This is a genomic window from Alteromonas sp. BMJM2 (assembly GCF_027257845.1).
Taxonomy (GTDB): Bacteria; Pseudomonadota; Gammaproteobacteria; order Enterobacterales; family Alteromonadaceae; genus Alteromonas.
This window is the reverse complement of the sequence record NZ_JAPVOT010000002.1, coordinates 40798-64318: the sequence shown is the minus strand read 5'-3', so window position 1 is coordinate 64318 and position 23521 is coordinate 40798. Positions and strand designations below refer to the sequence as shown.

The following is a 23521-nucleotide window of genomic DNA, read 5'->3' as shown; positions in this document are numbered from 1 at the left end:
GCGCCCCTAAACTGTACGCTGCTCTGCCATCTCTTCTAGCGCTTTGAGTTGTTTTTCAAAGCGCAGTTGACGCTTATGCGCCCAGATACCCCATACAATAAGAATGAGTGCTGCGATGGGAAAACTGAAGGCGATTTTTTCCCATTTGTCGGGGCTTAATTCTCCAAAAAAGTATCGCTCTAATGCAAACGCAGGCAGCACAAAAAGCGCGGGCCACGCAGAGTGCTTGGTGATGAACGCAATGCGTATATTATTTTTTATCTGGCGCGTGTATTGATGTAAATGATCGAGAGTTTGTGAGTCTTTGGCAAAAGCCGCCACTCGTCGGAGCCACAACTGATAAATTAAAAACGGAATGGCCGTTGCCACCATAAAAATACATAACCCTTTTGCGGTAAAAGATAGCTCTCCCCAGTAAATAGATAAAAAATAGAGAGTAGGCAGAAGCGCTAAAGAGTCTATAACCATATAAATACGCTGTTTTACTCTCTCGCTGTTAAAGCTTTTTTTTACTTCAGATAGGTCGATATCGTTAACTGGCTGATTCTGCCATAGCAAAGTCAAATCAGTGTCACTAGCTTTTATTCGATTAGCTTTTACTCGATTTTTATTATCATCATTATGCATTGGGTTCCTCCTGCAGCACTTTTTGCTTAGCCCGTTTCAAAATAACACCCACATGATTTTTCGATATACCGCATACCTCGGCAATTTCGTCATAGCTCAATCCTTCTAACGACAGGGTAAGCACTTGTCTTGGCTGCAGGGGAAGTGCACGAACGACTTGCAACAAACGTGCTAGCGATTGCTGCTGGCTAGAAACGACTTCTGGAGAATATTGTGGACTTTGGTAACCATCAGAGCCCAACGTATCACTTTCATATCGGTGAGTATCAACACGTTTTACTTGGCTTGCTACGTGGGTTACCGCGCGATTGTGGGCAATTTTCAGAATATAGGTTTTTACACTACTATCGCCCTTGAACCGAGACAGCCCCTGCCACACAGCAATAGCAATCTCTTGCAAAAGCTCTTGCTGCATAGCGTCGTTAGCTTCGTAGCTATTTGCAACACGGCTTAACAATGCACCGTATTGTGTAAAAACGTCTTCAAATCCTTGGCCCAAGCAAGTTGCCCTTTCTAAAAGTTTTTATGTTTAGCAGGTACGTAAGTACCCTAATCATTACGATAGCGAGTTGACCACTACAAAAATGCAGCAAAAAGCTCAACACACCCAGTTACAGTCTGCACCCATTTATTTTTATTACACGTTTTTAAATCTTTTTTGTAATTTATTCTGAAAAGCCATGACTAGTAACAACGAATGCCTTGAGCCAACACTAGTGAAGGAGAGTTCTATGTCTACATTAAGCCTTGTATTGTTACTTGGAAGTATCACCTCTATTGCGCTATTAGCGAGTTATTTAGACGCGAAATTACAGTGGCGCTTGAACGACTGGATGAACGGAAAGTGCAGTAACCCGTTTATAGCGAGCAAAGCAGCATTACATCAGCAGCGATTACAAGAAAAAGACACTCAAATAGAAGCGCTTATGGCGCGCATAGAAACACTAGAAGCTATAGTGACTGAGCCAGCTTATGAACTAAACAAGAAAATAAATGCGCTCTAAGCCGTTTACTTAGTGAAAACTTATTTTAGTAGGCCTTAGTTTGTTAACTTTGGTTTAGTGAGATAAAAAAGGGCGACGCATAAAGCGCGGTATTTTTCCCATGGCTATTGCGTTGCCCACTAGTACCACAGCAACACCGACGAAAGAGAGCGCGGTCCATTGATACCCCTCAAAGAAGGTTGAAATTACCAGCGCAACCATGGGATATACCAATACCACGTAAGCCGCTTTATCTGCCCCCATTTGTTGAAGTAATTTCATATAAGCACCAAAGGCAAAAACAGAGCCAAACAAAGCTAGATAAAGCAGAGATAAATAAAACTCTGTACTGGTGGGAATAATGAGCTTACCCGGCAACAATAACGACGTTATAAATAGCAAAATCATAGCGTAAGACATGGCATAAAAATTCATCTGAATAACCGGAGTGCCAGAAGTTAAAATCCGCTCAGAAATGACGTTGCCCACTGAAGCGCAAAAAAAGCTGACAAAGGCAATGCTTAATCCTAGAGCCAGCGCTGCGTCCATGGAAACTTTCGAGAACTCGGGTACGAACAAACACACAATACCGCTTAGTCCAAACGTCGCCCCAATCACGACCTCTTTGCGAATAGGCTCTTTTAACCACCAGCGACGTAGCACCACGTTAATATAAATAATACAGGAGCTCATCAACGCTAAAAGCGCACTGATAATATGCGCCTGTGCCATGTAAAGCAGGGTGTAATTTAAGCTATAGAGAAATAAGCCCACCGCAGCCATCTTCACGTGTATGTGTAAGGGAAGGGCAAACGGTAGCCTTTTTACTAAACAATAAATTCCCAAGCATACAGCGGCGAGTAAGTAGCGCAGCGCTATTGCAAATGTCTCAGATGTATGGCCAATCTGATAGGTAATCGCAATCCAAGTTGAGCCCCAAATTAGACAGCACAATGAGAATAAGGTTGGGTTGTTCATTTGCCCATTAATCCTCAATTATAATTGCGCTAGAAATTGCGTTAAGTGGTTAACCACTGAATCGAGCAACGTTTGTCGCGCGCGTTTCCCCACCCATGCATTATGAGGTGTTATTAACAAATTAGGTAAATTAGCCTGCATTAAAATATGACTAGAGGGTGGAGGCTCAACAGACAATACATCAAGCCCAGCGCCACCAATTTGTTTATTTTTAAGTGCTCCAAGCAAGGCGGGTTCATCAACCAGTCCACCTCGCGCGGTATTGATTAAAAAACAATTTGGCTTCATTAACGATAGGGTTTCTGAATTTATCAACCTGTCTGTCTCTTGCGTCAACGGACAATGTAGGCTCACCACATCAGCACTAGGTAATAGCGATGAAAGCGACGGGCGCGGATCGTCGGCTCTTCCCGGGCGCCCAGCAATGGTCACCTGCATGCCCATAGCTTTAAATAAATCTTCTACCCGCTTGCCAAGCTCGCCATGACCGACAATGACAGCGTGCATTCCCTCTAATTCAACAACAGGGTGAGACAGTAAACAAAAATGGGAAGATTCAGACCAAGCCCCCGCTTTTACATCATGCTGATAGTGCACAAACTGGGTGGCTAAATTAAGCAGTAGCGTTAACGTATGCTGCGTCACACTGCTGGTCCCGTATGCCTGAACATTTTGCACTTTAATATCATTAGTTTTGCAATACGCTAAGTCGACATTATTCATGCCGGTAGCGGTAACACCAATGTATTTTAACGTGGGCGCTTGACGCAGCGCTTCTGCGCTTAGTACAACTTTGTTCACCAGTACAGCAGTGGCACTTTCGATTCGCGTAACAACATCGTCGGGAAGGGTATTTTGATACAACGTAAGGCATGCATCTACGTCACTGAGTCGTTGAGTATCCAGCGACTCTAAATCTAATGTCTCTGCATCAAGAAACACCACATTAGGTAAACTCATACGGCATCGCTTATCGACTCAAGGGCCGCTTTTATCTTCACAGGAATAGGAATAGATTTATCCGAGGCTCTATCAACAAAAACGTGAACAAACTGACCGTGAGCAACCCGGCGTTTGCTTTCCCCAGCAAACACAGACAAGCCATAGGTAACTGAACTTCTGCCCACTTTACTCACGCACAAGCCCACATAGATATCTTCTGGGTAAGCCGCTGGTGCAACATACTGGCATTGACTGCTTACTACGTATGCTACGGTTTTTCCGTTGTGAATATCTAACCCACCACGTTCAATCAAATAACGATTAACTGCTGTATCAAAAAAACTGTAGTACATCACATTATTGATGTGCCCATATGCATCATTGTCTTGCCACCGAGTAGCAATAGTCACTGAAAAGGGATAGTCCGAGAGCGTTGGCGTTATTTCTGTCATGGGTATCCTCTTTGTTGCAGTTTGGCCAGCTAAGGTTATTGATAATGAGCACGCGGAAAACGGTGCCGCTACAGCAGCACCATATCGTCTCTATGTACGGCAACATCTGTTGTTTCATAACCTAGCACACTGGCAATATCTTTCGACTTTTTCCCTTTTATGAGTAATAAGTCTTTTGCGTTATACACACTTAAGCCTTTCGCTATAGCGCGACCATCGCAGAAAATCTCTACCGCTTCTCCCTGAGCAAATTCTCCGTCAACATCAACAATACCCGACGGTAACAGTGAAGCGCCATTTTCAACGAGAGCTAACTTTGCGCCACTATCAACAACAATGCGTCCAGCGGTTTTGAGTGTATGAGTAAGCCAAAGTCTTCGGGCGTTTGAAGGTGTGCGTGTTGGTTTAAAAAGGGTACCTGGTACCATACCGGCAAGCAGAGCATCGAAGGTCTCACCCTTACGGCCATTTACAATCAATGTTTGAATACCGCTATTAATACACTTATCTGCCGCTTCTATTTTCGTGCGCATACCTCCTGTTCCCACAGAAGTGCCAGCTCCGCCGGCTAGCTCATAAATGCTGCTGTCGATATGGTCAACTTCAGATATTAAGGTGGCAGACTTATTTTTGCGCGGATCGGCAGTGTAAAGCCCATCAATATCAGAACAAATAATGAGGGTGTCTGCTTGCGCAACCAGCGCGGTATAAGCGCCGAGATTATCGTTATCACCCACTTTCAGCTCATTCACTGCCACCGTGTCATTTTCATTAATAATGGGCAAGGCATGGTGGTTGAGTATTTCTCGCAGCGTATTTTTTATATTTACATAGCGAGTGCGATCGCGAAGATCGTCAGCGGTAAGCAGCACTTGCGCGCAGGGGAAATCGAAAAAACGTTGCCAATTTGCCATCATTAAATTCTGCCCAATGGCAGCCATAGCCTGCTTTTCAGCAATTGATGGTGTATTGCGTAATACAACACCATTAGCACCAGAAGAGACCTTATTACGACCAGCAGCAACGCTGCCTGAAGACACTAAAATGACTTCTTTACCCTGTTCACGGCTAGCGGTAATAAACCGGGCTAAGGCTAATAAGTAACGGCCGCTGCATTCTCTGCCATCAGGTGCAATTAAGGCACTACCCACTTTAACGACAGCTCGCTGCCAGGAAAAACTATTCATAGATGAAGGAAATGAAAAAAGGACAAGAAGATAAGAATACGACAGTTAAAGACGTATAACAAAACGTTCTGTTACATAAACTTTGCGTTAAACCGAGGGTAGTTTACGGTCGGGAACTATGATTCACAGAGCCAGACTTATATACTAAAGGCGATAACATATAATAATTCCAACTTAACACGTTGCAAGGAAACACTATGAGCACCGCTAAACGACATTTTTTCTGGCTAGCGCCAGTATTGTCTATGCTGATTTCTCTTCCCAGTGCACACGCCTCAATAAAGCAAACTAAGGGCGACTTTGAAGATAAATTCCGTCAGCTAGACGAAGTTTTACCTACTCCAAATGTATATCGAAATGCTGCTGGCGAACCAGGCCATCAGTATTGGCAGCAACAAGTTGACTACGATATCGACGTGAAATTACTTGAAGGCGAGCGTCGTATTGAAGCAAAAGAAACCATTACTTATCACAATAATTCACCGGATACACTGAAGTATCTGTGGATTCAATTAGACCAAAACAAATTCCGCGATGACTCTATGTCAGCGCTTACTACCACATTCGGTGGTATTGGAAATCGTGGTCCGGCTACAGAAGCAGCCAGTGATAGCAAGCCAGCAAAACTGAGCATGGGCGCGCTTCGTCGCCAGCAGTTTGTTGAAGACAATGAGCTAGGCTACACCATCTCTCGCGTTGAAGATAAATCAGGTAATGGCCTTCGCCATACTACGGTTGGTACATTAATGCGTGTGGATTTGGCTAAGCCATTGAAGCCGGGCAAAAAAGTCACTTTCGACATTGATTTTGCATTTAACATCGTAGAAGAAGATGCGGTATCTGCTCGCGCAGGTTACGAGCACTTCCCTGATGATGAACGTGAGGGCGGCAATGACATCTTCTTGCTTGCCCAGTGGTTCCCTCGTTTAGCCGCGTACACAGATTACGAAGCGTGGACAAACAAAGAATTCATCGGGCGCGGCGAATTCACACTAGAGTTTGGTAACTACGAAGTCGACATTACCGTTCCTGCCGACCACATTGTGTCATCGACAGGTGAGCTTCAAAACCCAAAAGACGTGCTGACCAAAACTCAGCGCGATCGTTTGAAGAAGGCAGAGAAAGCAGATCGCATTGTTTTTGTTGTAACGCCTGAAGAAGCTATCGAGAATGAGAAAGAAGGTACATCAAAGCTAAAAACGTGGACGTTTAAAGCAGAGAATGTACGTGACTTTGCATGGGCTTCATCACGTAAATTTGCCTGGGATGCACGCGGTTACCAACAAGGTGGCGACACACAGCCTCTTGTCATGGCGATGTCGTTTTATCCTAAAGAAGGTGGTGAGCTATGGCAGAAGTATTCAACTGAATCCATTATTCACACTATGGACGTGTACAGCCGCTTTAGTTTCGACTATCCATACCCAGTAGCCCAGTCGGTTAACGGCCCTGTGGGTGGTATGGAATACCCAATGATTACGTTTAACGGCCCACGTACCGAGTTACAAGACGACGGCTCTCGCACGTATTCACTTGCTGAAAAACGCTTTCTTATCGGCGTTGTTATTCACGAAGTGGGGCACATTTATTTCCCGATGACGGTAAACTCTGACGAGCGCCAGTGGACGTGGATGGATGAAGGGTTAAACAGCTTTCTTGATGGCGTAGCAGGTCGTGAATGGGATCCTACGATTCCATGGGGTGTTGAGCCACGTGATATTACAGGCTACATGAAGTCTCAAACTCAGGTGCCTATTATGACTCAGTCAGACTCGGTACTTCGTTTAGGTCCTAATGCTTATACTAAGCCTGCAGCAGCACTCAACATTTTGCGTGAAACTATTCTTGGTCGCGAGCTTTTCGATTTTGCATTCAAAGAATATGCACAGCGTTGGATGTTTAAACGCCCAACTCCGTCTGACTTTTTCCGCACAATGGAAGAAGCATCAGGGGTTGACTTAGACTGGTTCTGGCGTGGCTGGTTCTACTCAACGGATCACGTAGACATTAGCTTAGACAGCGTTTACAAGCTTCGTTTGAACACCGAAGATCCAGATATCGACTTTGGCCGCGAACGCCAAACAGAGATGGATAAACCACAGTCGCTTACTGTTATTCGCAATAAAGAAGAAGGTAAAGAGTTGTGGGTTGATCGCTTCGATGACATCAGCGATTTTTACGACGAAAACGATCGCTACACCGTGACCAATAAAGAGCGTAATAGCTACCAAAAATTCTTGAAAGGCTTAGAACCGTGGGAGCGCACTGCATTCGAACGTGCAGTAAAAGAAGACAAAAACTATTACGTACTTAACTTCAGTAACCTTGGTGGCTTGGTTATGCCTATCATTCTAGAGCTTGCTTATGAAGACGGCTCTACAGAAGAGATGCGTATACCTGCTGAGATTTGGCGCAGAACGCCGAAAGCGGTTAGCAAGCTTATCGTTTCGGAAAAAGACAAAGAGTTAGTGAGTGTTACCGTTGACCCACATTGGGAAACAGCCGATGTGAATGTTGAAAACAACCACTATCCACGTCGAATTATTCCATCGCGTATCGAAGCGTATAAAGGAAACTCTCGCAACTCATACGAGTACCGCGACCTTATGCAAGACTCAAAAACTGAGTTAAAGACTGATGACGAAGACGATGAGAATGATGAAGGCAACGATGACGAGTAAATTGTCCTCTATCAGGCAGGGCATGGTTGCCCTGCTTGCACTGCTATTAGTAGCAGGTAGCTTTGCATACAGCACAGCGGTGAAGGCCCATCAAATTAAAGCGGCTATTACGACGGTATTGTTCAATCCAAGAACCGAAAACATCGAAGTAATGCATCGTTTTAATTTGCACGATGCTGAGCATGCGGTAAAGGTTCTGTTTGATAAGAACGCCGATATTATGGATGACGAAAAGACGCAGCAAGCATTTGCTGATTACGTTGGTCACCATTTTGCGCTGTTAAACAGTGAAGATACCTCGCTAGCGCTTGGCCAAGTAGGTTTTGAAGTGGATGGTAAGCACTTTTGGGTGTACCAAGAAACGGCTCAACCACCGGCACTAGAGGGTCTGAAAATACGTCACGATGCACTTCGAGATTTATGGCCTAGCCAAGTAAACACCATTAACGTTGAAGGTAACGGACCACTAAAAACCCTTACTTTCACCGACAATGTAACGCTGCTTGAGGTGGGTTTTAACAGCGACCATCACTAAACCCAGTGTTTGCAATACTAAGCCCGCGGGTGCTTCTTTTAGCATTAAATCCGCGGGCTTTTTTATGCCTTTTAAAAAGACTGACCAGAGCACATCTACCACCGAAGTCTTATAGCGTTTCTTTTAACAATACATTAACGTTTGCGTGAGAACGTCATTCTATGAAGGTATTATCATGAGTAACAGCGCTTCTAGTGCATTTGCGCACAACGCTCGAAAAGACAGAAAGAAAAAGGAAGTAGCCGACACCAGCAATCTCGAAGCGCGCGCGGCGCTGGGGAACTCTGAAGACTCAAATGGTTCACAAGGCTCGAACGCAAACAATGCCTTTGCTGATAAAAAAAACATCATGTGGGTGCTCTTAAGTGGGGGAATGGCCATGACGTTTATCATCATGCTGTTTTTGCCCAATACCGGTATGGGTGATGGAATGATTGCCACCTATTCATCTATGTTGTGGTGTGGTTTCTTTGGTGCGGCCCTTTGGCGTTATCGCAATGCCAACGGCTGGACAGGTTTTGCTTTTGGCAGTGTAGTTGGCTTTGTTTTGCAGGTGGTGTCGCAAATTATCTAATACCATTAGCCCGAATAGATAATTACCCACTTAGCGAGACTTGAAATGTTCATAATCGCAGCGTGTTACCGCAGGTGCAGTGTTTCTACATCAAGGTGACACAGCAAAGAGAACGGATATTTTAAGCGTATACGGTAATCAAAACCGCCCACTACCTCGTACATACCTATATCATTAGATGACCTCTCCTTGAGGTAAGCCCGCTACGTTTCTATCGTAATGCAATAGAGTAGGTAACATGTCCGAAGACTCCCCTAAAAGAAAGTCAAAAGCTATTCCCTCTTCTCGATTATCCCGGGTGAGCCGCTTAGGCGCGTTGGCAGGTAAAATTGCCGGAAATGTGGTTACTCAAGGTGCAGGACAACTGTTAAAGGGCGAGAGACCTGCCCTTGCCTCATTACTATTAACACCAAAGAATATGACGAATGTGGCCAACCAGCTCGCTAGCATGCGTGGCGCGGCCATGAAACTCGGTCAGCTTATCTCCATGGATGCAGGAGACTTTTTACCCCCCGAGCTTGCTACTATCTTATCTCGTTTAAGAGAAGACGCAGATCCAATGCCTAAAGCGCAGCTTATCGAAACCTTGAATAAGGCGTGGGGCGAAGGCTGGCAGGACAGCCTACTGTATTTTTCTTTTGCACCAGTGGCTGCGGCATCGATTGGTCAGGTGCATAAGGCCATCACCATGGATGGAAAAATGCTCGCGATAAAGGTGCAATACCCTGGGGTGAGAAAAAGTATCGATAGCGATGTGGATAATGTGGCTACGCTAATAAAGCTCACGGGGCTTATACCGAAATCTTTAGATATTAATCCTCTTCTTAGTGAAGCAAAAACACAGCTTCATCAAGAGGCTGACTACAACCGCGAGGCAGCTATGCTAACTCGTTATGGCCAGCAGCTTACAGAGATAGAACGCTTTATCATTCCTCAAACTTACGAGCCCCTTACCAGTGAAACGGTACTCGCGATGGACTTTATTGAGGCTTCAAACCTAGATACGCTGCTTGATGAATCACAGGAAGTACGCAATGCTGTTATGACTGACTTGATGGGGCTATTTTTCAATGAGGTATTTAACTTTAAGCTGCTACAAAGCGATCCGAACCTTGCCAATTACAAGTTTAATAAAGAGACAAAGCAGATAGTACTTCTTGATTTTGGCGCAACCCGTGAGATCCCAGAAAGCATTTCGATAGGCTACAAAGCACTGCTTAATAGTGCCGCTTTGCAAAATAAGCAGTTAATGGCAGACGCAGCCCTTGATATCGGACTAATAGATAAATCGCACACTCCCGAACAGGTTGATGCCGTTATTGGTATTGGCATGGAAGCGTGCGAGTCGCTTATACATAACGAGCCCTATGATTTTGGCACTAGCGACCTTATTCAGCGCCTGCACGATAAGGGCATGACTCTCACTACGGAACATGACTTCTGGCATACGCCACCGGCTGATGCGTTATTCATTCACAGAAAGCTAGGGGGGCTGTTTTTATTGGCCAGGCGATTAGGTGCGCAAGTGAATATGCGAGCGTTGGCGGCTCCTTGGCTTGAAACCACCTAGCTTGCGTATTCCGGACACCAAACAAAAAACCATCAAGCGGAGATGTGTTTAGTAAGGCAATTCCATACTGAAGGGCAGTGCCATTTGCTCTGCACTTTTAGGTGGGTTACCTATCATTTCGTCATAAGGCGTGTCGTGCTTCATCACCGACTTTTCGACGCTGCAGTGAGCAAATGATTCGCGAATATGACCCGTGCTAAAAAATCGCATTGGCTTACCTTTCTTGTCGTAAACCATCCCGCTTTTATCACCAACCATTAAATAAACGAGATACACATTCATCTCATATGACTGCACTTCTAAGTAGTCTATTACTGTTGGTGTATCTTCTAAATCGCTAAAAAGAAACTTATGCATACCTACCTCAAAAAACGCCCTAATATAGGTAGCAGCTGACGCTATACACAACGCCGGCGCTAACAAAACGTCTTTATTACGTTACGCTAAGTTTTCAGGTTCAGTTGATAGCCTGACTTCTTCGATAGGGCGGCGATAATTGCTGTAGCGCACTGCCAATAACAGCATAACGAGGCCAACGACAGAAGACAGTGCGAAACACCACGCCGCAATACCAATGCCAGAGGCAATCCACAGTAGTGGAAACATGAGTAACCGCGGCCCCTCTAACGCGAGTGCCAATTTAGATTGAGACAGAATAAAGCCATTTTGAATACTCATAACCACAACGGTGAGAACAATAGCCGTTTGCTGCATACCTGAGAGCGTGTCTAAATTGAGCAAAAAATAAAGCGCAGCGCCAAGCATAATTACGTGCTGTAAAAGACTATAGCGCGTCACTGACTTATGGATATGTGGATGATATTTTCTAAAATTACTCAAAGGTAGTTTTTCCTTAGGAAAGCGCTCTGATACGTCGGCTGGTCGCCACCCCGTGCGACCAAACCAGACGCGAAATTTGTCATTCCATGAACGAGTATAATAGCTATCCTTAGCGAGTTGACTGTAAATTTGTAAGTTAGCCCAAAGTGGATTAAAGCTTTTGAGCGCACCGCGAATACCGAAAACTACGGGCTCTTCTTTTTTCTCGGGCATGTAGGTTGAAAACAACCGATCCCAAAGAATAAAAACGCCGCCATAGTTTTTATCGATATAAATTCGATTTTGAGCATGGTGAACCCGGTGGTTTGAAGGGGTGACAAACACCTTTTCCATCCACCCCAACGTGGTGATGTGTTGAGTGTGAACCCAAAACTGATACACCAAATTAAGTGCTCCCACCGTTATTATCATCTGTGGCGTAAAGCCAACCAACGCCAGCGGCAGATAAAAAATCCAGCTAAACACAGCACCACTTGTTTGCCTCAATGCCGTAGTCAGATTGTAATCTTCACTTGAATGATGCACGACATGGGCGGCCCAGAGTATGCTCATTTCATGTCCAAGCCGATGATTCCAGTAGTAAAAGAAGTCATAGGCTACAAATGCAATAACCCACACCCACCACGCTTGCGGTAGCTCAAACATAGCCACCGCATCGAAGACGAGCACGTAGATAGTAAAGGGGATAAGTTGATGACCAATTGCCACAATGCGAGAAAGCACACCCGCACTTAAACTTGTGATAGCGTCATTAGTTCGATAATACCCCGTTTTTCTTTTGTAATCGGCGTAAAGCTCAATTCCAATAAGTAGAAAAAACAAAGGAATAGCAAATAATATAACGGTCATAGCTGGCAACCAAATTGATAGTCACCACATGTTAAACAAATGTTTAAAATAACCCAAGTTATTTACAATGATTGACGCAAATAATGACAAGTGTATTTGTAACGACGTGTATTTGTGACAATGTGTACTTGTAATAATGGGTATTTGAGCGGTGAATATTTCTAGCAAAGTGTAGTTTTACTCTGTGTTATAGCCTATTGGTTACGAGCACGCGCTATTCATGTAATCGAAACGCGGTATTGACACTTATTTACAACGACACAGACTGATTAACCCATGCACCAATAGGAGACAGCATTTATTTTGTTGTAGGTAAGACCAATCGAAATCGGTGTTTTCAACGTTAAAAGGCTATCACGATTGAAAATTTAAGCAGAAAAGGAACATTTCTCTTGTTTGATTTTCTAACATTGAGTGTTATGTCTGGTAGTATTACCTAAAGGAAATCTCAGCAGCGGAGTCATTATGAGCGAAACAACAGAGAAACAGTCGTTAGGCCCACACTTTCTGATAGCGGGAATAATCCTTGTCGTCATCCTTGCGATAGTTTTTTGGCCAAGCGATGAAACGCCTGAGCCAGTAGAGGCACCTAAGCCCGAAATTAATGAACCCGTACTTACCGAGTCTGATGAACCGGAAGTATTTGAAACAAAACCTGCACCACCACCTGTTGAACTTGAAGAGAAAGACGAAGTAGAACCTCTGCCTGAAGTTGAGGAAAGTGAGCCCGAACCACTTGATGTTAGCGATCCAGCAGTGAAAGAAGCCCTTGTTGATAGTGCAGCTGCCGATGAGAATACGGTGAACAGACTATTAGTAAACGAAGGGTTACTTCAGCGCTTTGTGGTTTCTGTAACTAACCTAGCGGGCAACAAAATGGCGCCAAACCATCAACTACTCACTCCACCAGAGCAGAACTTCAGAGTGTATTCTCAAGCTGATAAGCAATGGATAGATGCCGCTAGCTATAAGCGCTATACGCCATATGTGAATGTTTTAGAGTCGTTTGATAACGAAGCGCTATTAGCGGTATATCAATCTTATAAAAGCGATATACAAGCTAAATATGCTGAAATTGGCGATCCTGACAAAGATTTTAATAGTGTATTGCTTAGCGCAATAGACGAATTACTTGATACGCCAGAAGTACCGGTTCCGGTAGAAGTCTATTCAGACTCTGTGATGTACAAATACACCGACGAAAGGTTAGAAAGCCTTGATGGGCCGCAAAAACAATTGTTGAGAACGGGGCCTGACAATATGCGCCGTATTAAAGCAAAGCTTCGCGAAGTCAAAGCGTTGATTGAGCAAAATGGACTTAACTAAGTTTCAAAAGCAAATAGAGGGGTCGTCTGATAAGACGCGCCCCCTTCCGCCTGTAGAAAAATGGAACCCTGATTTTTGTGGCGATATTAAAATGACAGTGACGTTAGACGGTCGCTGGTTTTATGAAGGTACACCTGTAGGTCGTGCGAGTTTGGTAAAACTTTTCTCGTCGGTGCTTAAACGAGAAGACGATAAGTACTTTCTTGTTACGCCAGTAGAAAAAGTAGGAATTACCGTTGAAGACACGCCTTTTTTAATCACTCAATGGAAAGAGATTGAAGCAGACGCTAACGGCGGCAAGAACACTGCGCTTGTGTTGATTACACAGACTGGCGATGAAGTTGTTTTAGATAGCGTTGATCAAATGGAACTACGCGTTCCACCAAAAGCAATTCGAGATAAAGAGGCTACCGCAATACCCTATGTATGTGTTCGCAGAAATCTTTGGGCTCGCCTACATCAAAATGTGTATTACCAGCTACTTGAAAAATCGAAAGAAATAAAAGGCGGTGATGAAACTCACTTCGTTGTTCACTCAGCTAACATAGACTTTGTTATTGGAAAGGTAGGCTAGTCTCCGCTTTCCATTATCCTCGTCCGCTTCTTGCTTTTCTACTCTTTCGCTTTCTTTCAATACATCCCGCTTAATTAGCCCAAAATTCGTACACCATAAAACAACGCTTCGTAAATACCTCATATAAACCCGTAAAACCCGCCACTAATAGCGTAATACTTTGCGTTACTTTAATGAGTGCTTTACATTAAATTACTGTGTAATTATCCATCAAAAGAAGAACTATATTATGAAAAAAACACTGACCGCATTAGCTGTATCTTGCACACTTTTACCGCTTACGTTTAGCACCCAAGCAGCCACGCTCATCCATGCTGGCAAAGCCTTTACCGGCACTTCTAACGACTTACGCAACAAGGTGACTATCGTTATTGAAGATAACAAAATCGAAAGTGTGAAATCAGGATATTTAAGCGCTGAGAAGGGCGATACTGTTATTGATTTAAAAGATAGCACGGTAATGCCTGGCTTGATGGATATGCATGTACACTTGTCGTCTCAACAAGGCGGGCCGAAGAGCTACCTAGAGCGATTCACGCTTAATGAAGCAGACTATGCATTGCGGGCAGCAAACTACGCAAAGATCACCCTAGACGCAGGCTTTACAACAGTACGAAACCTCGGTGACTCGCACAATGAAACCATTGCCCTTAGAACCGCTATCGATAAGGGCTATGCTGTTGGCCCGCGAATTTACACGGTAGGAAAATCTATTGCCACCACAGGCGGCCATGCCGACCCATCTAATGGTATGTCTCATTTACTTCGCCCAGACGTAGGTCCTGAGCAAGGCGTAGTCAATGGGGAAGCGCAAGCCCGAGAAGCAGTAAGAACACGCTATCAAGACGGCGCTAACCTGATAAAGATTACTGCCACCGGCGGTGTACTCAGTGTGGCTAAAAGTGGTCAGAACCCGCAGTTTATGACCGATGAATTAGAAGCCATTGTCGATACAGCAAAAGATTACGAAATGACCGTAGCCGTTCATGCACACGGAAAAGAAGGCATGAAGCGAGCCATTACGGCAGGTGTAGACTCAATAGAACACGGCACCTACATGGATGACGAAATTCACGAGTTGATGAAAGCAAACGGCACGTATTATGTGCCCACCATTCTGGCCGGCAAGTTTGTTGCAGAAAAAGCAAAAATCGATGGCTTCTTTCCAGAATTAGTTCGCCCAAAAGCAGCGGCAATTGGCCCCCTAATTCAGCAAACATTTGCTACCGCTCATAAAGCGGGCGTGAAAATTGCTTTTGGAACTGACAGTGGCGTATCAGCCCATGGCGATAATGCACAAGAGTTTGCCCTAATGGTTGAAGCGGGAATGACTCCTGCTGACGCGTTAACAAGCGCCACGGTGAATGCCGCAGATTTACTCGGTGTAAGCGACATACTAGGTACGTTAGAGCCGAGTAAATTAGCAGATATTGTTGCGGTAAAAGGTAACCCGTTTGATGATATAACCCTAATGGAAAATGTGTCGTTTGTAATGAAAAACGGCGTTGTTCACAAACAGTAAAAAAGAAGCAGTACGAGAAAGGATTTCATGGCACCTGGTAAAAAGCTCAGTAAAAAGATGGCGCAAAAGATCAAGCAATTGGTCGATTCGAAACATATGTTGAAAGGGATTACGCTTTCTTCGTTTTTAGAATCGACCATAGTGCCGATTCCTTTGGAAGCCGTGATGTTGCCATTGATGCAGGCAAGAAGAGAATCGCTATGGCACATCGCTGCAATGGCAACCCTTGGCTGTGTGATAGGGGCTATTTTCGGCTATGCCTTGGGGTATTATCTTTTTGATTTGATTGGAGAGTGGGTAATTTCCACTTTCTTCAGTCAGGACCAATTTGAAAATGTAAAAGACCAAATGCAGCAGCAGGGATTTTGGTTTGTTATGACCTTGGGCATTGCCCCCATTCCTTTTCAGGTGGCTATGCTTGCAGCAGGTGCCACAAAATATTCGCTCCCCTTGTTTTTACTGGCCACAATTATAGCGCGCTCACTTCGCTATTTCGGCCTTGCGGCAGCCGTGTATTATGCTGGCGACAAGGCAGAGCAAATAATTAGGCGCTATAAAATGAAGGCGATTATTGGCGCAACACTTATCGTGCTTCTACTTTGGTGGGGCGCTAACGCACTCTTATAATAAGGCTCTTTGGTATTTTACCGCTGCGCAAAAACATTTGTAAAAGCTTTTACCAGTCTTGTTGAACTTCTTTATTGATAATGATTCCTATTTACATTAGTGTAATAACGAGTCCTATCTAGGAGGTGCAACAATGAGTACACAACATTTATGCCCTGTTTATACAAAGTGGCTTCAGTTAAATCCAATTGACGCGCGCAAACATCGGCATTTCTTGCAAGATAGCATGCAGAAGGCACGCCTTCAGGGGCAACTTGATAAAGCGTGCACGCTGGCATATCAGACGTTAGAAGCCGCAAAGCTTGTTCTCACGGCATTACAAAATGTGTCTAATCAAAACATTTCAAATTACAAAGACAATAGCGTGAGAGAGGATATAATTTCCTATTCGGCCGCAGGCATGTATCTGTCTTCTCTTTTGCACTGTAGTGACAATTCGCAAGAAGCTCATAATGTATTACAGCAGTGCCAGCAGCAGCTAATTGCAGTACTGCCTCTTCATGCTACCAACCATACTATTTTAGCGTTAATCAAAACTGCGATGCATGCATTTGAACAAAGCAGTCTGCTGTTAGTTAACAACACGTTAGCTAACTTTGATGCAGCTAATAGCAATGCCGATGGCGGCCATTCTGTTGGCAGCCATTTTGTTGACAATCACTCCGTTAGCAAACGTATCTACCGCGCCAATAACCGCCTTTCTCTCGTCCATTGATTTATTTAATGAGGAAAACACGATGAGCGTCAAACAGCGTACAGCCAATGAGGGCTATATCTCGTTAAGTGTCAGAGCGTCTGTACTGAAAAGAATGTTGAGCGGAGAAAACCTGCATTTGAGCGATATTCATTGCTCAAACAAAAAAAGCAAATTGGCTGTTCAAAAGCTGCTTTTGCAAGCGCTTAGCGAAGGTGAATAAAAAGGGCGCTTACAAGCACCCTTTCTGTATAACAAATTGATATGGCATTGTATCAGTTTGAGACGCTACCAGCGTGTGTCCCATAAACCGACAAAAGCTTGGGATATCCCTCGCTGTTGACGGGTCGTCTGCCGACACTGACAAGGTTTCCCCATCCGCTAATTTACGAATGTTTAAACGCACCATCATAACCGGCTCAGGGCAGCGAAGCCCCAACGCGTCTAAATGGGTGTTTGCCTCATTAAAAGCAGTATCAAAATCAGATGCCATAATTCTCACGGTAGGTGTTTATGGCATTAATTTCAGTGCTATGACCGCCTTTTTCTTGCAAATAGGCAACCACATCAGCAAGGGCAACAATGGAAATCACTGTGGTATTAAAATCGCGCTCAACTTCCTGAATCGCTGACAATTCACCTTTGCCTCGCTCTTGTCTATCCAATGCAATGAGAACACCAGACAAACTAGCCTGCTGTTGCTCAATAAGCGCCATAGACTCACGAATAGCCGTTCCAGCGGTGATCACATCGTCCACCAGCATCACCCGTCCTTCTAGAGGACTCCCTACCAAGTTTCCACCTTCACCGTGAGTTTTAGCCTCTTTGCGATTAAAGCAGTAAGGCACGTCACGTTGATGGCTATCGGCTAACGCTACCGCAGTGGTGGTAGCAATAGGAATACCTTTGTAAGCAGGCCCGAATAATACGTCAAACTCTACGCCTGCATCGACTAATGCATCAGCATAAAAGCGACCTAGTTTTGCAAGGTCACCGCCGCGATTAAACAAACCAGCATTAAAAAAGTAAGGACTAATGCGGCCCGACTTTAACGTAAATTCACCAAACTTTAGTACGCCGCGCGCAATGGCGAACTCAATAAAATCACGCTGAAACGCTTTCATGTAGACCTCTTACGCTAGTGCCGCTTTTTGGATATCAAACAACTCGCGAAGACCGTGTTTCGCTATCTTCAGCATTTCTTCTAACTCTTCAAACGAGAAAGGTTCGCCTTCTGCCGTACCCTGTACTTCAATTAGCTTGCCTGTTTCTGTCATCACAATGTTCATGTCAGTCTCAGCTTCTGAATCTTCTGTGTATTCAAGGTCAGCAATCGGTGTGCCTTCAAAAATACCAACCGACAGCGCAGCTATCATGTGCTTGAGCGGGTTTGCTTTTAAAATACCTTTAGCACGCATATAGGTTAATGCGTCTACAAGTGCTACACAGGCGCCAGTTATCGATGCTGTGCGCGTTCCGCCATCGGCTTGAATAACATCGCAATCTAAAGTAATGGTGTTTTCACCAAGTAGTTTTAAATCTACTGCGGCGCGAAGAGAGCGAGCAATTAAGCGTTGAATTTCTAGCGTGCGGCCACCTTGCTTTCCGCGAGCCGCTTCTCGGCCACTTCGGGTATGCGTTGCGCGCGGTAACATGCTGTATTCAGCAGTTATCCATCCTTTTCCTTGCCCTTTCATAAAGCGAGGCACGCCTTCCTCTACCGTTGCGTTACACAGCACCTTGGTATTGCCGAACTCAACTAATACCGAGCCCTCAGCATGGCAAGTGTATTGACGAGTAATAGTAACAGGACGAATTTGACTGGCGGTTCTGCCGCTTGGACGCATAGAGTTCTCCACAACGTAAGTGCGTTAATGTAATTTCCAGATGAGGCTTTTAAGGCTAAACGCTGTTGAGCGTCGCCACCACACTCTCCAGAAATAAGAATGAGCCTAAGTATAGCGCAATGGACCCATCCTATGAAAACGAGTTTTGCTCGTATTCCTTATAGAAATGGTTAAATGTGCGCTAATACCAGTTCGCATAGATAATTACCCACTCAGCGAGACTTGAAATGTTCGTAATCGCGGCGTATTACCGAAGGCGCAGTGGTTCTACATCAAGGTGACACAACAAAGAGTACGGACATTTTAAACTCGCCCTTCGGGAAGGCCTGGCAAGTTTCCTAGCTTCATTCTGGGAATTTGAAAGGGAACAGCCATTCCTGCATTCCCACGCTTTGCTAGAAAACTTGCTAGCGCCTTCTGATTGGGCAATTATCTATGGGGACTGGTATAATATACCGAACGAGAGAGACTGCCCGTTTATTTGTCGATACAACACGTCGTTCGCGTTGTTTTTGCAGGCTTTCAGTAACACTTCAAAGGAAAATTATGATTTATAGCATGACAGCATTCGCCCGTGTAGAGACGAAAAAAGAATGGGGTTCTGCCGTATGGGAAATACGCTCTGTTAACCAGCGTTTTTTAGAGACCTACTTTCGCTTGCCGGAACAATTCCGCTCACTTGAACCTATGCTGCGCGAGCGCTTTCGCAAAAAGCTGGCTCGAGGCAAAGTAGAATGCGCCTTACGCTTCACGGCAAACGATGCAGCTACAACAACGTTAAGCTTAAACGAAGACTTAGCGAAACAGGTTATGCAAGCCGCTGATTGGGTGCAGTCTCATGGACAGTCGTCAGGCGTAAACCCTTTAGACGTATTGCGCTGGCCTGGTGTGATTGCGGCAGAAGAAGCCGATATGGACTGCATTCACGCAGACGTTATGGCAGCTTTCGATCAAGGTCTAAAAGACTTTATCGATGCACGCGCATCAGAAGGCGATGCACTTAAAGCGATGATAGAACAGCGATTAGACGCCATTGATAAAGAGGTTGAAAAAGTGGCCGCTCGCATGCCTGAAATCATGGTGTGGCAACGAGAAAAAGTGCAGGCACGCTTTGAAGAAGCAAAAGTAGAGTTAGACGCTGGGCGCTTCGAACAAGAAATGATCATGCTAGCCCAAAAAGTAGATGTTGCTGAAGAGCTTGACCGTTTAAATACTCACGTAAAAGAAACGCGAAATATTATGAAAAAGGGGGGCGCCATAGGTCGCCGTTTGGATTTTATGATGCAAGAATTTAATCGCGAATCAAACACCTTGGGCTCAAAATCGATAAGCACCGATATCACGCAGTCGGCCGTAGAGCTGAAAGTGCTGATTGAGCAAATGCGTGAGCAGATCCAAAACATCGAATAGGTTCCTAGGTAGAAAGTTACCCGTCCAAGAATGTCTTAGAAGCCCTGTATCACCTTGTGAAGAGCATTGAAAATACAGGGCTTTTTTATTTTTCCCGTCCAAATCGGTTTGCAGATGTCCGTTACCAACTACCTGTTTAGTGGTGGGCAGAATGGTGGGCAGTCCCCTCATTTTGGCTCAATAAGCATTTTGCGGTGAGCAAATTGGTGGGCAGTAAGTTACCCAATTTTCGCATTTAACTCACCACCACAACAGGTTAGCTGCTGATTCAATAAGCAAATCGGTGGTGGGCAGCCATTATTGCCCCCTCCATTATTTCAGCAACTATGGAGTAAACATGGGAAAACTCACAGCAAAACAGGTTATTGCATACAGCAAAGCCGACCCCAAAAAATATTCAGATGGTGAAGGTCTATACTTTTGCGTCCGCAAACAAGGCTCGCCTTACTGGATGATCCGCTACACCACAAGCCAAAGGAAGACGAGAAGCAACCTTGGGGCAATTTCCTTTAATGTCGTTGGCAGACGCTGCTTCCTATTTCAGAAAAAGTGCCGCCGCTTATTTTCGAAAGGAAGTACGCGACGGCATAGACCCTCTTCTGGAAAAACAGAAGATCGAGTTACCTGACATTGAAACCGTGGATCAACTGTTCCATGACTGGTATCGAACCGACCTGAGCCGACGACTAAAGCATCCCAAGATTCCGTATCGGGTTTACACCAAAGACATAAGCCCAGTCATTGGCATTAAGTGTATTGCTGAGGTGACTGCACGTGACGTGCGCGAAGTATTAGAACGCATTCGAGAAAGTAACCGCCCTACCATTGCCAACGACACCTTGATGTACATGAAGCAGCTGTTTCGACATGCGATAAAGCTCGACTTAACCCTGAACAACCCAGCCGCAGCCTATACCGTGGACGATGCCGGTGGCGTGGAGTCCAGTAAAGACAGGATGCTCAGCAAAGAGGAAATTAAACTGCCCCAAGGAATGGGGCAATCGGGGCTTTGATTGATAACACAAGTCACTAAACATACCTTTCAAACACAGCTTTCAAACACAGCTTTCAAGCCAATATGACCGACGCCTCTGCATTTTGTACGCGTCGGTTCTCATTTTAGCGTAGCGGTATATTTTGTAAGTGCGTTTCAATTGCTTCAATCATTGATTTGGTAAGCGGTAAATGCGACTTTTCTTTCTGCCATAGCTCATGAAAGCCGGCCACGGTTTGCTTGGCAGTATCTAACACCAACTTTTCTGGCAACATGGCTTTAGCCGCTAAATGTGATAACTCATCCAGCGAGAAATCACTGAATTTTTTGCTACGACTCACCTTTAACGACGCACTATCATCGGGGATATAGGGAATGGTCGAAACAAAGTCATAGGCTGGTGCTAGCGATGAAGTGCGCTTGTCTTTGTAGATCACAGACCAATTCTTCAAATGCATATCGGCATTGCCAATTAGAGTATTGAACACCAATCTGCGTGTAAATTCTGCGATGTCCTCGTTTTGACCTTCGATGCCGATAACCTGAGCAATATTGCGCATACTCGCTTTTTTGTATTTATCTTGAGGGTAGACACCAAACACTTGCGCAAAATCTTCAATGTGTACGGCTTGATTATCTGCACGGTCAAAGCGCTTAATCACAAACGCCTGAGCGTTTTTAAAAGAGCGGCCAAATTTACCAATACCATCTGGGATATTAGCTATCTGGTTAATGGGGAGCAGCTGGGTCTCTGGCACATCCATACCTAACTTGCGCGCCAGCTCCATCATCGAATATTCATTTTCTGGCACAGCATCAAATCGAGACGACGGCAATTTCACAATCCAAGAGCCACCTTTACCTGTCGCTGGAATCGTCAAGCCACCGTTTGCCTGTTGTACGGCTGAAAACTTCAACTGTACACCCGCTAATGAAAAGCGCATAGGAGCTTCAATTTTCGTTTCATCGTCAATGTCTTGATGCACATTAGGCGGCAACGCTTCACCATCAGCTGGTTCAACCGTGATCGCACCTGCTAAATCCTGCCCTAATACCCACAATAGAAAAAATTCCCGCGCTGGATTCACTCCGGCACGCTCTGCCAGATAATTACGCATGGTTTCTTCTGGCAAAAGATTGGAGAAAAACGGAGTTAACTTGGATTGGGTCGGTTTAAAATTAGTCAGCAAGCCACCCAGTGCATCTTTAAAACCCAGCCCCAACACAGGCCGCGATTCGTCATGAATGTACGAATCCATAAAGGCAAAAAGCGTTCTGTCATTGCCCACGTTGGTGATCGTTGCGATGGGCTCACCGTAGAGCAACACGTTGAGCGTAGAAACATGATTAGTCATCGTCGTCTTCCCCTAACTGATATGCAGGCGACATTGCCTCACCTTCATCGCTAATCCCTTGGCTACTTCGAATGATCGACTTAATGGCGGGTACAGACTTTTTTGGTGCGACAAATAACTCTAGGTCGAGTACGCGGGCAAGTGCAATCAAACTAGACATTCTTAAATCAACACCGCCAGACTCGATTTTCGAAATATGGCTTTGAGGCACACCCGAACGAGCACTCAGCTCTCTTTGGCTAAACCCCTTACGTACCCGAGCTTCTCGAAGACTTTCTAGTATCTGCTCTGTTACATAGCTCATTTTGATACACCTTAATACATCAATTAATAATAATTATATATAAAAACATATCACCGTAACTCCAAAAATACAAGAATGATTAGCTATTATGTATCACAAGATACCTTTTGATATGCAATTATAGATAAATCGTAACATGCGCGCTCAAGTACTGTGGGAGGTTGGGACAATGGGGCAACACTAGATACAGCAAGCTTTAGAAGGTGAATAAGGGGAAACTAAACTGCCCCAAGGAATGGGGCAATTGGGGCAGTGCCAAAAACTCCTTTCAGTCAATCAAACTACAAACTTGCAATAGTCCCAATATGGGACTATCATCGATTTATGAGAATTATCGCACTATCAACCTTAAAAACATTTTGGGAAGACAGCCCAGAATACATTGACGCGATAGAGCCAACGTTAGCGTGGTATAGGCATGCATTAAACGCTGATTGGGGATCACCGGCCGATGTGAAACAGGACTTTAGAAATGCCAGCATCCTCAAAGATGGGCGTGTCGTATTTAACATTGCCGGTAATAAATACCGGTTAGTCGTTTGGATCAATTATGCCTACAAGGTGGTTTACATACGGTTTATCGGCAGCCATGCGCAATACGAAAAATTCGTCGGGAACGAATTTTCATGAGCAACGCGAGCCCGAAGGGT

General features: G+C 44.7%; 28 protein-coding genes. 15 read left to right on the top strand and 13 right to left on the bottom strand.

All coding sequences use genetic code 11. The features are described from left to right. Window positions 1–6: 6 nt before the first annotated feature. Together O9X84_RS03025 and O9X84_RS03020 are read right to left on the bottom strand one after the other, a co-directional pair. Window positions 7–627 (bottom strand): hypothetical protein, encoded by a 621-nt coding sequence (locus O9X84_RS03025; RefSeq protein ID WP_269518081.1) that lies wholly within the window; start codon window positions 625–627, stop codon window positions 7–9. Then, window positions 620–1126: an RNA polymerase sigma factor gene (locus O9X84_RS03020; RefSeq protein WP_269518080.1), complete on the bottom strand. Its 507-nt coding sequence runs from the start codon at window positions 1124–1126 to the stop codon at window positions 620–622. Before O9X84_RS03020 ends, O9X84_RS03025 begins: the two co-directional genes overlap by 8 nt. 232 nt (window positions 1127–1358) lie before the next feature. Here O9X84_RS03020 and O9X84_RS03015 point away from each other — a divergent pair, with 232 nt between their 5' ends. Continuing rightward, window positions 1359–1631: a hypothetical protein gene (locus tag O9X84_RS03015; protein ID WP_269518079.1), complete on the top strand. Its 273-nt coding sequence runs from the start codon at window positions 1359–1361 to the stop codon at window positions 1629–1631. 54 nt (window positions 1632–1685) lie between these two features. Here the strand turns inward: O9X84_RS03015 and O9X84_RS03010 are convergent, their stop codons facing one another. From O9X84_RS03010 to proB, 4 genes are all read right to left on the bottom strand, one after another. Beyond that, window positions 1686–2588, bottom strand: coding sequence for a DMT family transporter (locus O9X84_RS03010; protein ID WP_269518078.1), 903 nt, complete (start codon window positions 2586–2588; stop codon window positions 1686–1688). Window positions 2589–2606: 18 nt separating this feature from the next. Beyond that, window positions 2607–3548 (bottom strand): D-2-hydroxyacid dehydrogenase, encoded by a 942-nt coding sequence (locus O9X84_RS03005; RefSeq protein ID WP_269518077.1) that lies wholly within the window; start codon window positions 3546–3548, stop codon window positions 2607–2609. Beyond that, complete coding sequence (locus O9X84_RS03000; protein WP_269518076.1) at window positions 3545–3982, bottom strand: acyl-CoA thioesterase; 438 nt, start codon at window positions 3980–3982, stop codon at window positions 3545–3547. Before O9X84_RS03000 ends, O9X84_RS03005 begins: the two co-directional genes overlap by 4 nt. A 68-nt stretch (window positions 3983–4050) precedes the next feature. Further along, window positions 4051–5169 carry a glutamate 5-kinase gene (gene proB, locus O9X84_RS02995; protein ID WP_269518075.1) on the bottom strand — a complete coding sequence of 373 codons (1119 nt, stop codon included), beginning with the start codon at window positions 5167–5169 and terminating at the stop codon, window positions 4051–4053. 197 nt (window positions 5170–5366) lie between these two features. Between proB and O9X84_RS02990 the strand changes: the two genes are divergently transcribed. From O9X84_RS02990 to O9X84_RS02975, 4 genes are all read left to right on the top strand, one after another. Next, a complete protein-coding gene (locus O9X84_RS02990) occupies window positions 5367–7850 on the top strand; it encodes a M1 family metallopeptidase (protein WP_269518074.1) in 2484 nt (827 codons plus the stop codon). Between the two features lie 22 nt (window positions 7851–7872). Beyond that, window positions 7873–8385, top strand: a complete 513-nt coding sequence (locus O9X84_RS02985; protein ID WP_442864502.1) for a DUF6702 family protein — start codon at window positions 7873–7875, stop codon at window positions 8383–8385. Between the two features lie 175 nt (window positions 8386–8560). Further along, window positions 8561–8959 carry a hypothetical protein gene (locus tag O9X84_RS02980; protein WP_269518073.1) on the top strand — a complete coding sequence of 133 codons (399 nt, stop codon included), beginning with the start codon at window positions 8561–8563 and terminating at the stop codon, window positions 8957–8959. Window positions 8960–9197: 238 nt separating this feature from the next. Next, window positions 9198–10529: an ABC1 kinase family protein gene (locus O9X84_RS02975; protein ID WP_269518072.1), complete on the top strand. Its 1332-nt coding sequence runs from the start codon at window positions 9198–9200 to the stop codon at window positions 10527–10529. A 48-nt stretch (window positions 10530–10577) separates the two neighbouring features. Here the strand turns inward: O9X84_RS02975 and O9X84_RS02970 are convergent, their stop codons facing one another. Continuing rightward, complete coding sequence (locus O9X84_RS02970; protein WP_269518071.1) at window positions 10578–10886, bottom strand: DUF6482 family protein; 309 nt, start codon at window positions 10884–10886, stop codon at window positions 10578–10580. 81 nt (window positions 10887–10967) lie between these two features. Next, entirely contained in the window at window positions 10968–12218 is a 1251-nt protein-coding gene (locus tag O9X84_RS02965; RefSeq protein WP_269518070.1) for a sterol desaturase family protein, read from the bottom strand. 465 nt (window positions 12219–12683) lie between these two features. Here O9X84_RS02965 and O9X84_RS02960 point away from each other — a divergent pair, with 465 nt between their 5' ends. The 6 genes from O9X84_RS02960 to O9X84_RS02935 all read left to right on the top strand — a co-directional run bounded on the left by O9X84_RS02960 (window position 12684) and on the right by O9X84_RS02935 (window position 17184). After that, window positions 12684–13544: a DUF3014 domain-containing protein gene (locus O9X84_RS02960; RefSeq protein WP_269518069.1), complete on the top strand. Its 861-nt coding sequence runs from the start codon at window positions 12684–12686 to the stop codon at window positions 13542–13544. Then, window positions 13531–14118 carry a DUF1285 domain-containing protein gene (locus O9X84_RS02955; protein ID WP_269518068.1) on the top strand — a complete coding sequence of 196 codons (588 nt, stop codon included), beginning with the start codon at window positions 13531–13533 and terminating at the stop codon, window positions 14116–14118. Before O9X84_RS02960 ends, O9X84_RS02955 begins: the two co-directional genes overlap by 14 nt. A gap of 229 nt (window positions 14119–14347) precedes the next feature. Then, a complete protein-coding gene (locus O9X84_RS02950; protein WP_269518067.1) occupies window positions 14348–15640 on the top strand; it encodes a metal-dependent hydrolase family protein in 1293 nt (430 codons plus the stop codon). Window positions 15641–15667: 27 nt separating this feature from the next. Further along, complete coding sequence (locus tag O9X84_RS02945; protein WP_269518066.1) at window positions 15668–16267, top strand: YqaA family protein; 600 nt, start codon at window positions 15668–15670, stop codon at window positions 16265–16267. Window positions 16268–16400: 133 nt separating this feature from the next. Further along, a complete protein-coding gene (locus tag O9X84_RS02940) occupies window positions 16401–16982 on the top strand; it encodes a hypothetical protein (protein WP_269518065.1) in 582 nt (193 codons plus the stop codon). 22 nt (window positions 16983–17004) lie between these two features. Continuing rightward, complete coding sequence (locus tag O9X84_RS02935) at window positions 17005–17184, top strand: hypothetical protein (protein WP_269518064.1); 180 nt, start codon at window positions 17005–17007, stop codon at window positions 17182–17184. 9 nt (window positions 17185–17193) lie between these two features. Here O9X84_RS02935 and tusA read toward each other — a convergent pair whose 3' ends face one another. Genes tusA through rph form a run of 3 tightly spaced genes read right to left on the bottom strand, consistent with a single transcriptional unit; the run spans window position 17194 to window position 18808 of the window. Then, window positions 17194–17454 (bottom strand): sulfurtransferase TusA, encoded by a 261-nt coding sequence (gene tusA, locus O9X84_RS02930; protein WP_032095263.1) that lies wholly within the window; start codon window positions 17452–17454, stop codon window positions 17194–17196. Beyond that, window positions 17444–18085: an orotate phosphoribosyltransferase gene (gene pyrE, locus O9X84_RS02925; RefSeq protein ID WP_269518063.1), complete on the bottom strand. Its 642-nt coding sequence runs from the start codon at window positions 18083–18085 to the stop codon at window positions 17444–17446. Before pyrE ends, tusA begins: the two co-directional genes overlap by 11 nt. A 9-nt stretch (window positions 18086–18094) precedes the next feature. Beyond that, window positions 18095–18808 (bottom strand): ribonuclease PH, encoded by a 714-nt coding sequence (gene rph / locus O9X84_RS02920; RefSeq protein WP_071981038.1) that lies wholly within the window; start codon window positions 18806–18808, stop codon window positions 18095–18097. 546 nt (window positions 18809–19354) lie between these two features. On the opposite strand from rph, the gene O9X84_RS02915 reads away from it, so the two are divergent. From O9X84_RS02915 to O9X84_RS19610, 3 genes are all read left to right on the top strand, one after another. Then, window positions 19355–20218, top strand: a complete 864-nt coding sequence (locus tag O9X84_RS02915; RefSeq protein ID WP_269518062.1) for a YicC/YloC family endoribonuclease — start codon at window positions 19355–19357, stop codon at window positions 20216–20218. A 337-nt stretch (window positions 20219–20555) separates the two neighbouring features. Continuing rightward, window positions 20556–20846, top strand: a complete 291-nt coding sequence (locus O9X84_RS19615) for an Arm DNA-binding domain-containing protein (protein ID WP_442864499.1) — start codon at window positions 20556–20558, stop codon at window positions 20844–20846. A gap of 10 nt (window positions 20847–20856) precedes the next feature. Beyond that, window positions 20857–21231 carry a phage integrase central domain-containing protein gene (locus O9X84_RS19610; RefSeq protein ID WP_442864498.1) on the top strand — a complete coding sequence of 125 codons (375 nt, stop codon included), beginning with the start codon at window positions 20857–20859 and terminating at the stop codon, window positions 21229–21231. 106 nt (window positions 21232–21337) lie between these two features. On the opposite strand, the gene O9X84_RS02905 is transcribed toward O9X84_RS19610, so the two are convergent. Together O9X84_RS02905 and O9X84_RS02900 are read right to left on the bottom strand one after the other, a co-directional pair. Further along, window positions 21338–22567 carry a type II toxin-antitoxin system HipA family toxin gene (locus O9X84_RS02905; protein WP_269518061.1) on the bottom strand — a complete coding sequence of 410 codons (1230 nt, stop codon included), beginning with the start codon at window positions 22565–22567 and terminating at the stop codon, window positions 21338–21340. Next, entirely contained in the window at window positions 22560–22871 is a 312-nt protein-coding gene (locus tag O9X84_RS02900; protein ID WP_269518060.1) for a helix-turn-helix domain-containing protein, read from the bottom strand. The genes O9X84_RS02905 and O9X84_RS02900 overlap by 8 nt, the downstream gene beginning before the upstream one ends. A gap of 324 nt (window positions 22872–23195) precedes the next feature. Here O9X84_RS02900 and O9X84_RS02895 point away from each other — a divergent pair, with 324 nt between their 5' ends. Further along, window positions 23196–23501: a type II toxin-antitoxin system HigB family toxin gene (locus O9X84_RS02895; protein WP_269518058.1), complete on the top strand. Its 306-nt coding sequence runs from the start codon at window positions 23196–23198 to the stop codon at window positions 23499–23501. Window positions 23502–23521: the final 20 nt, after the last annotated feature.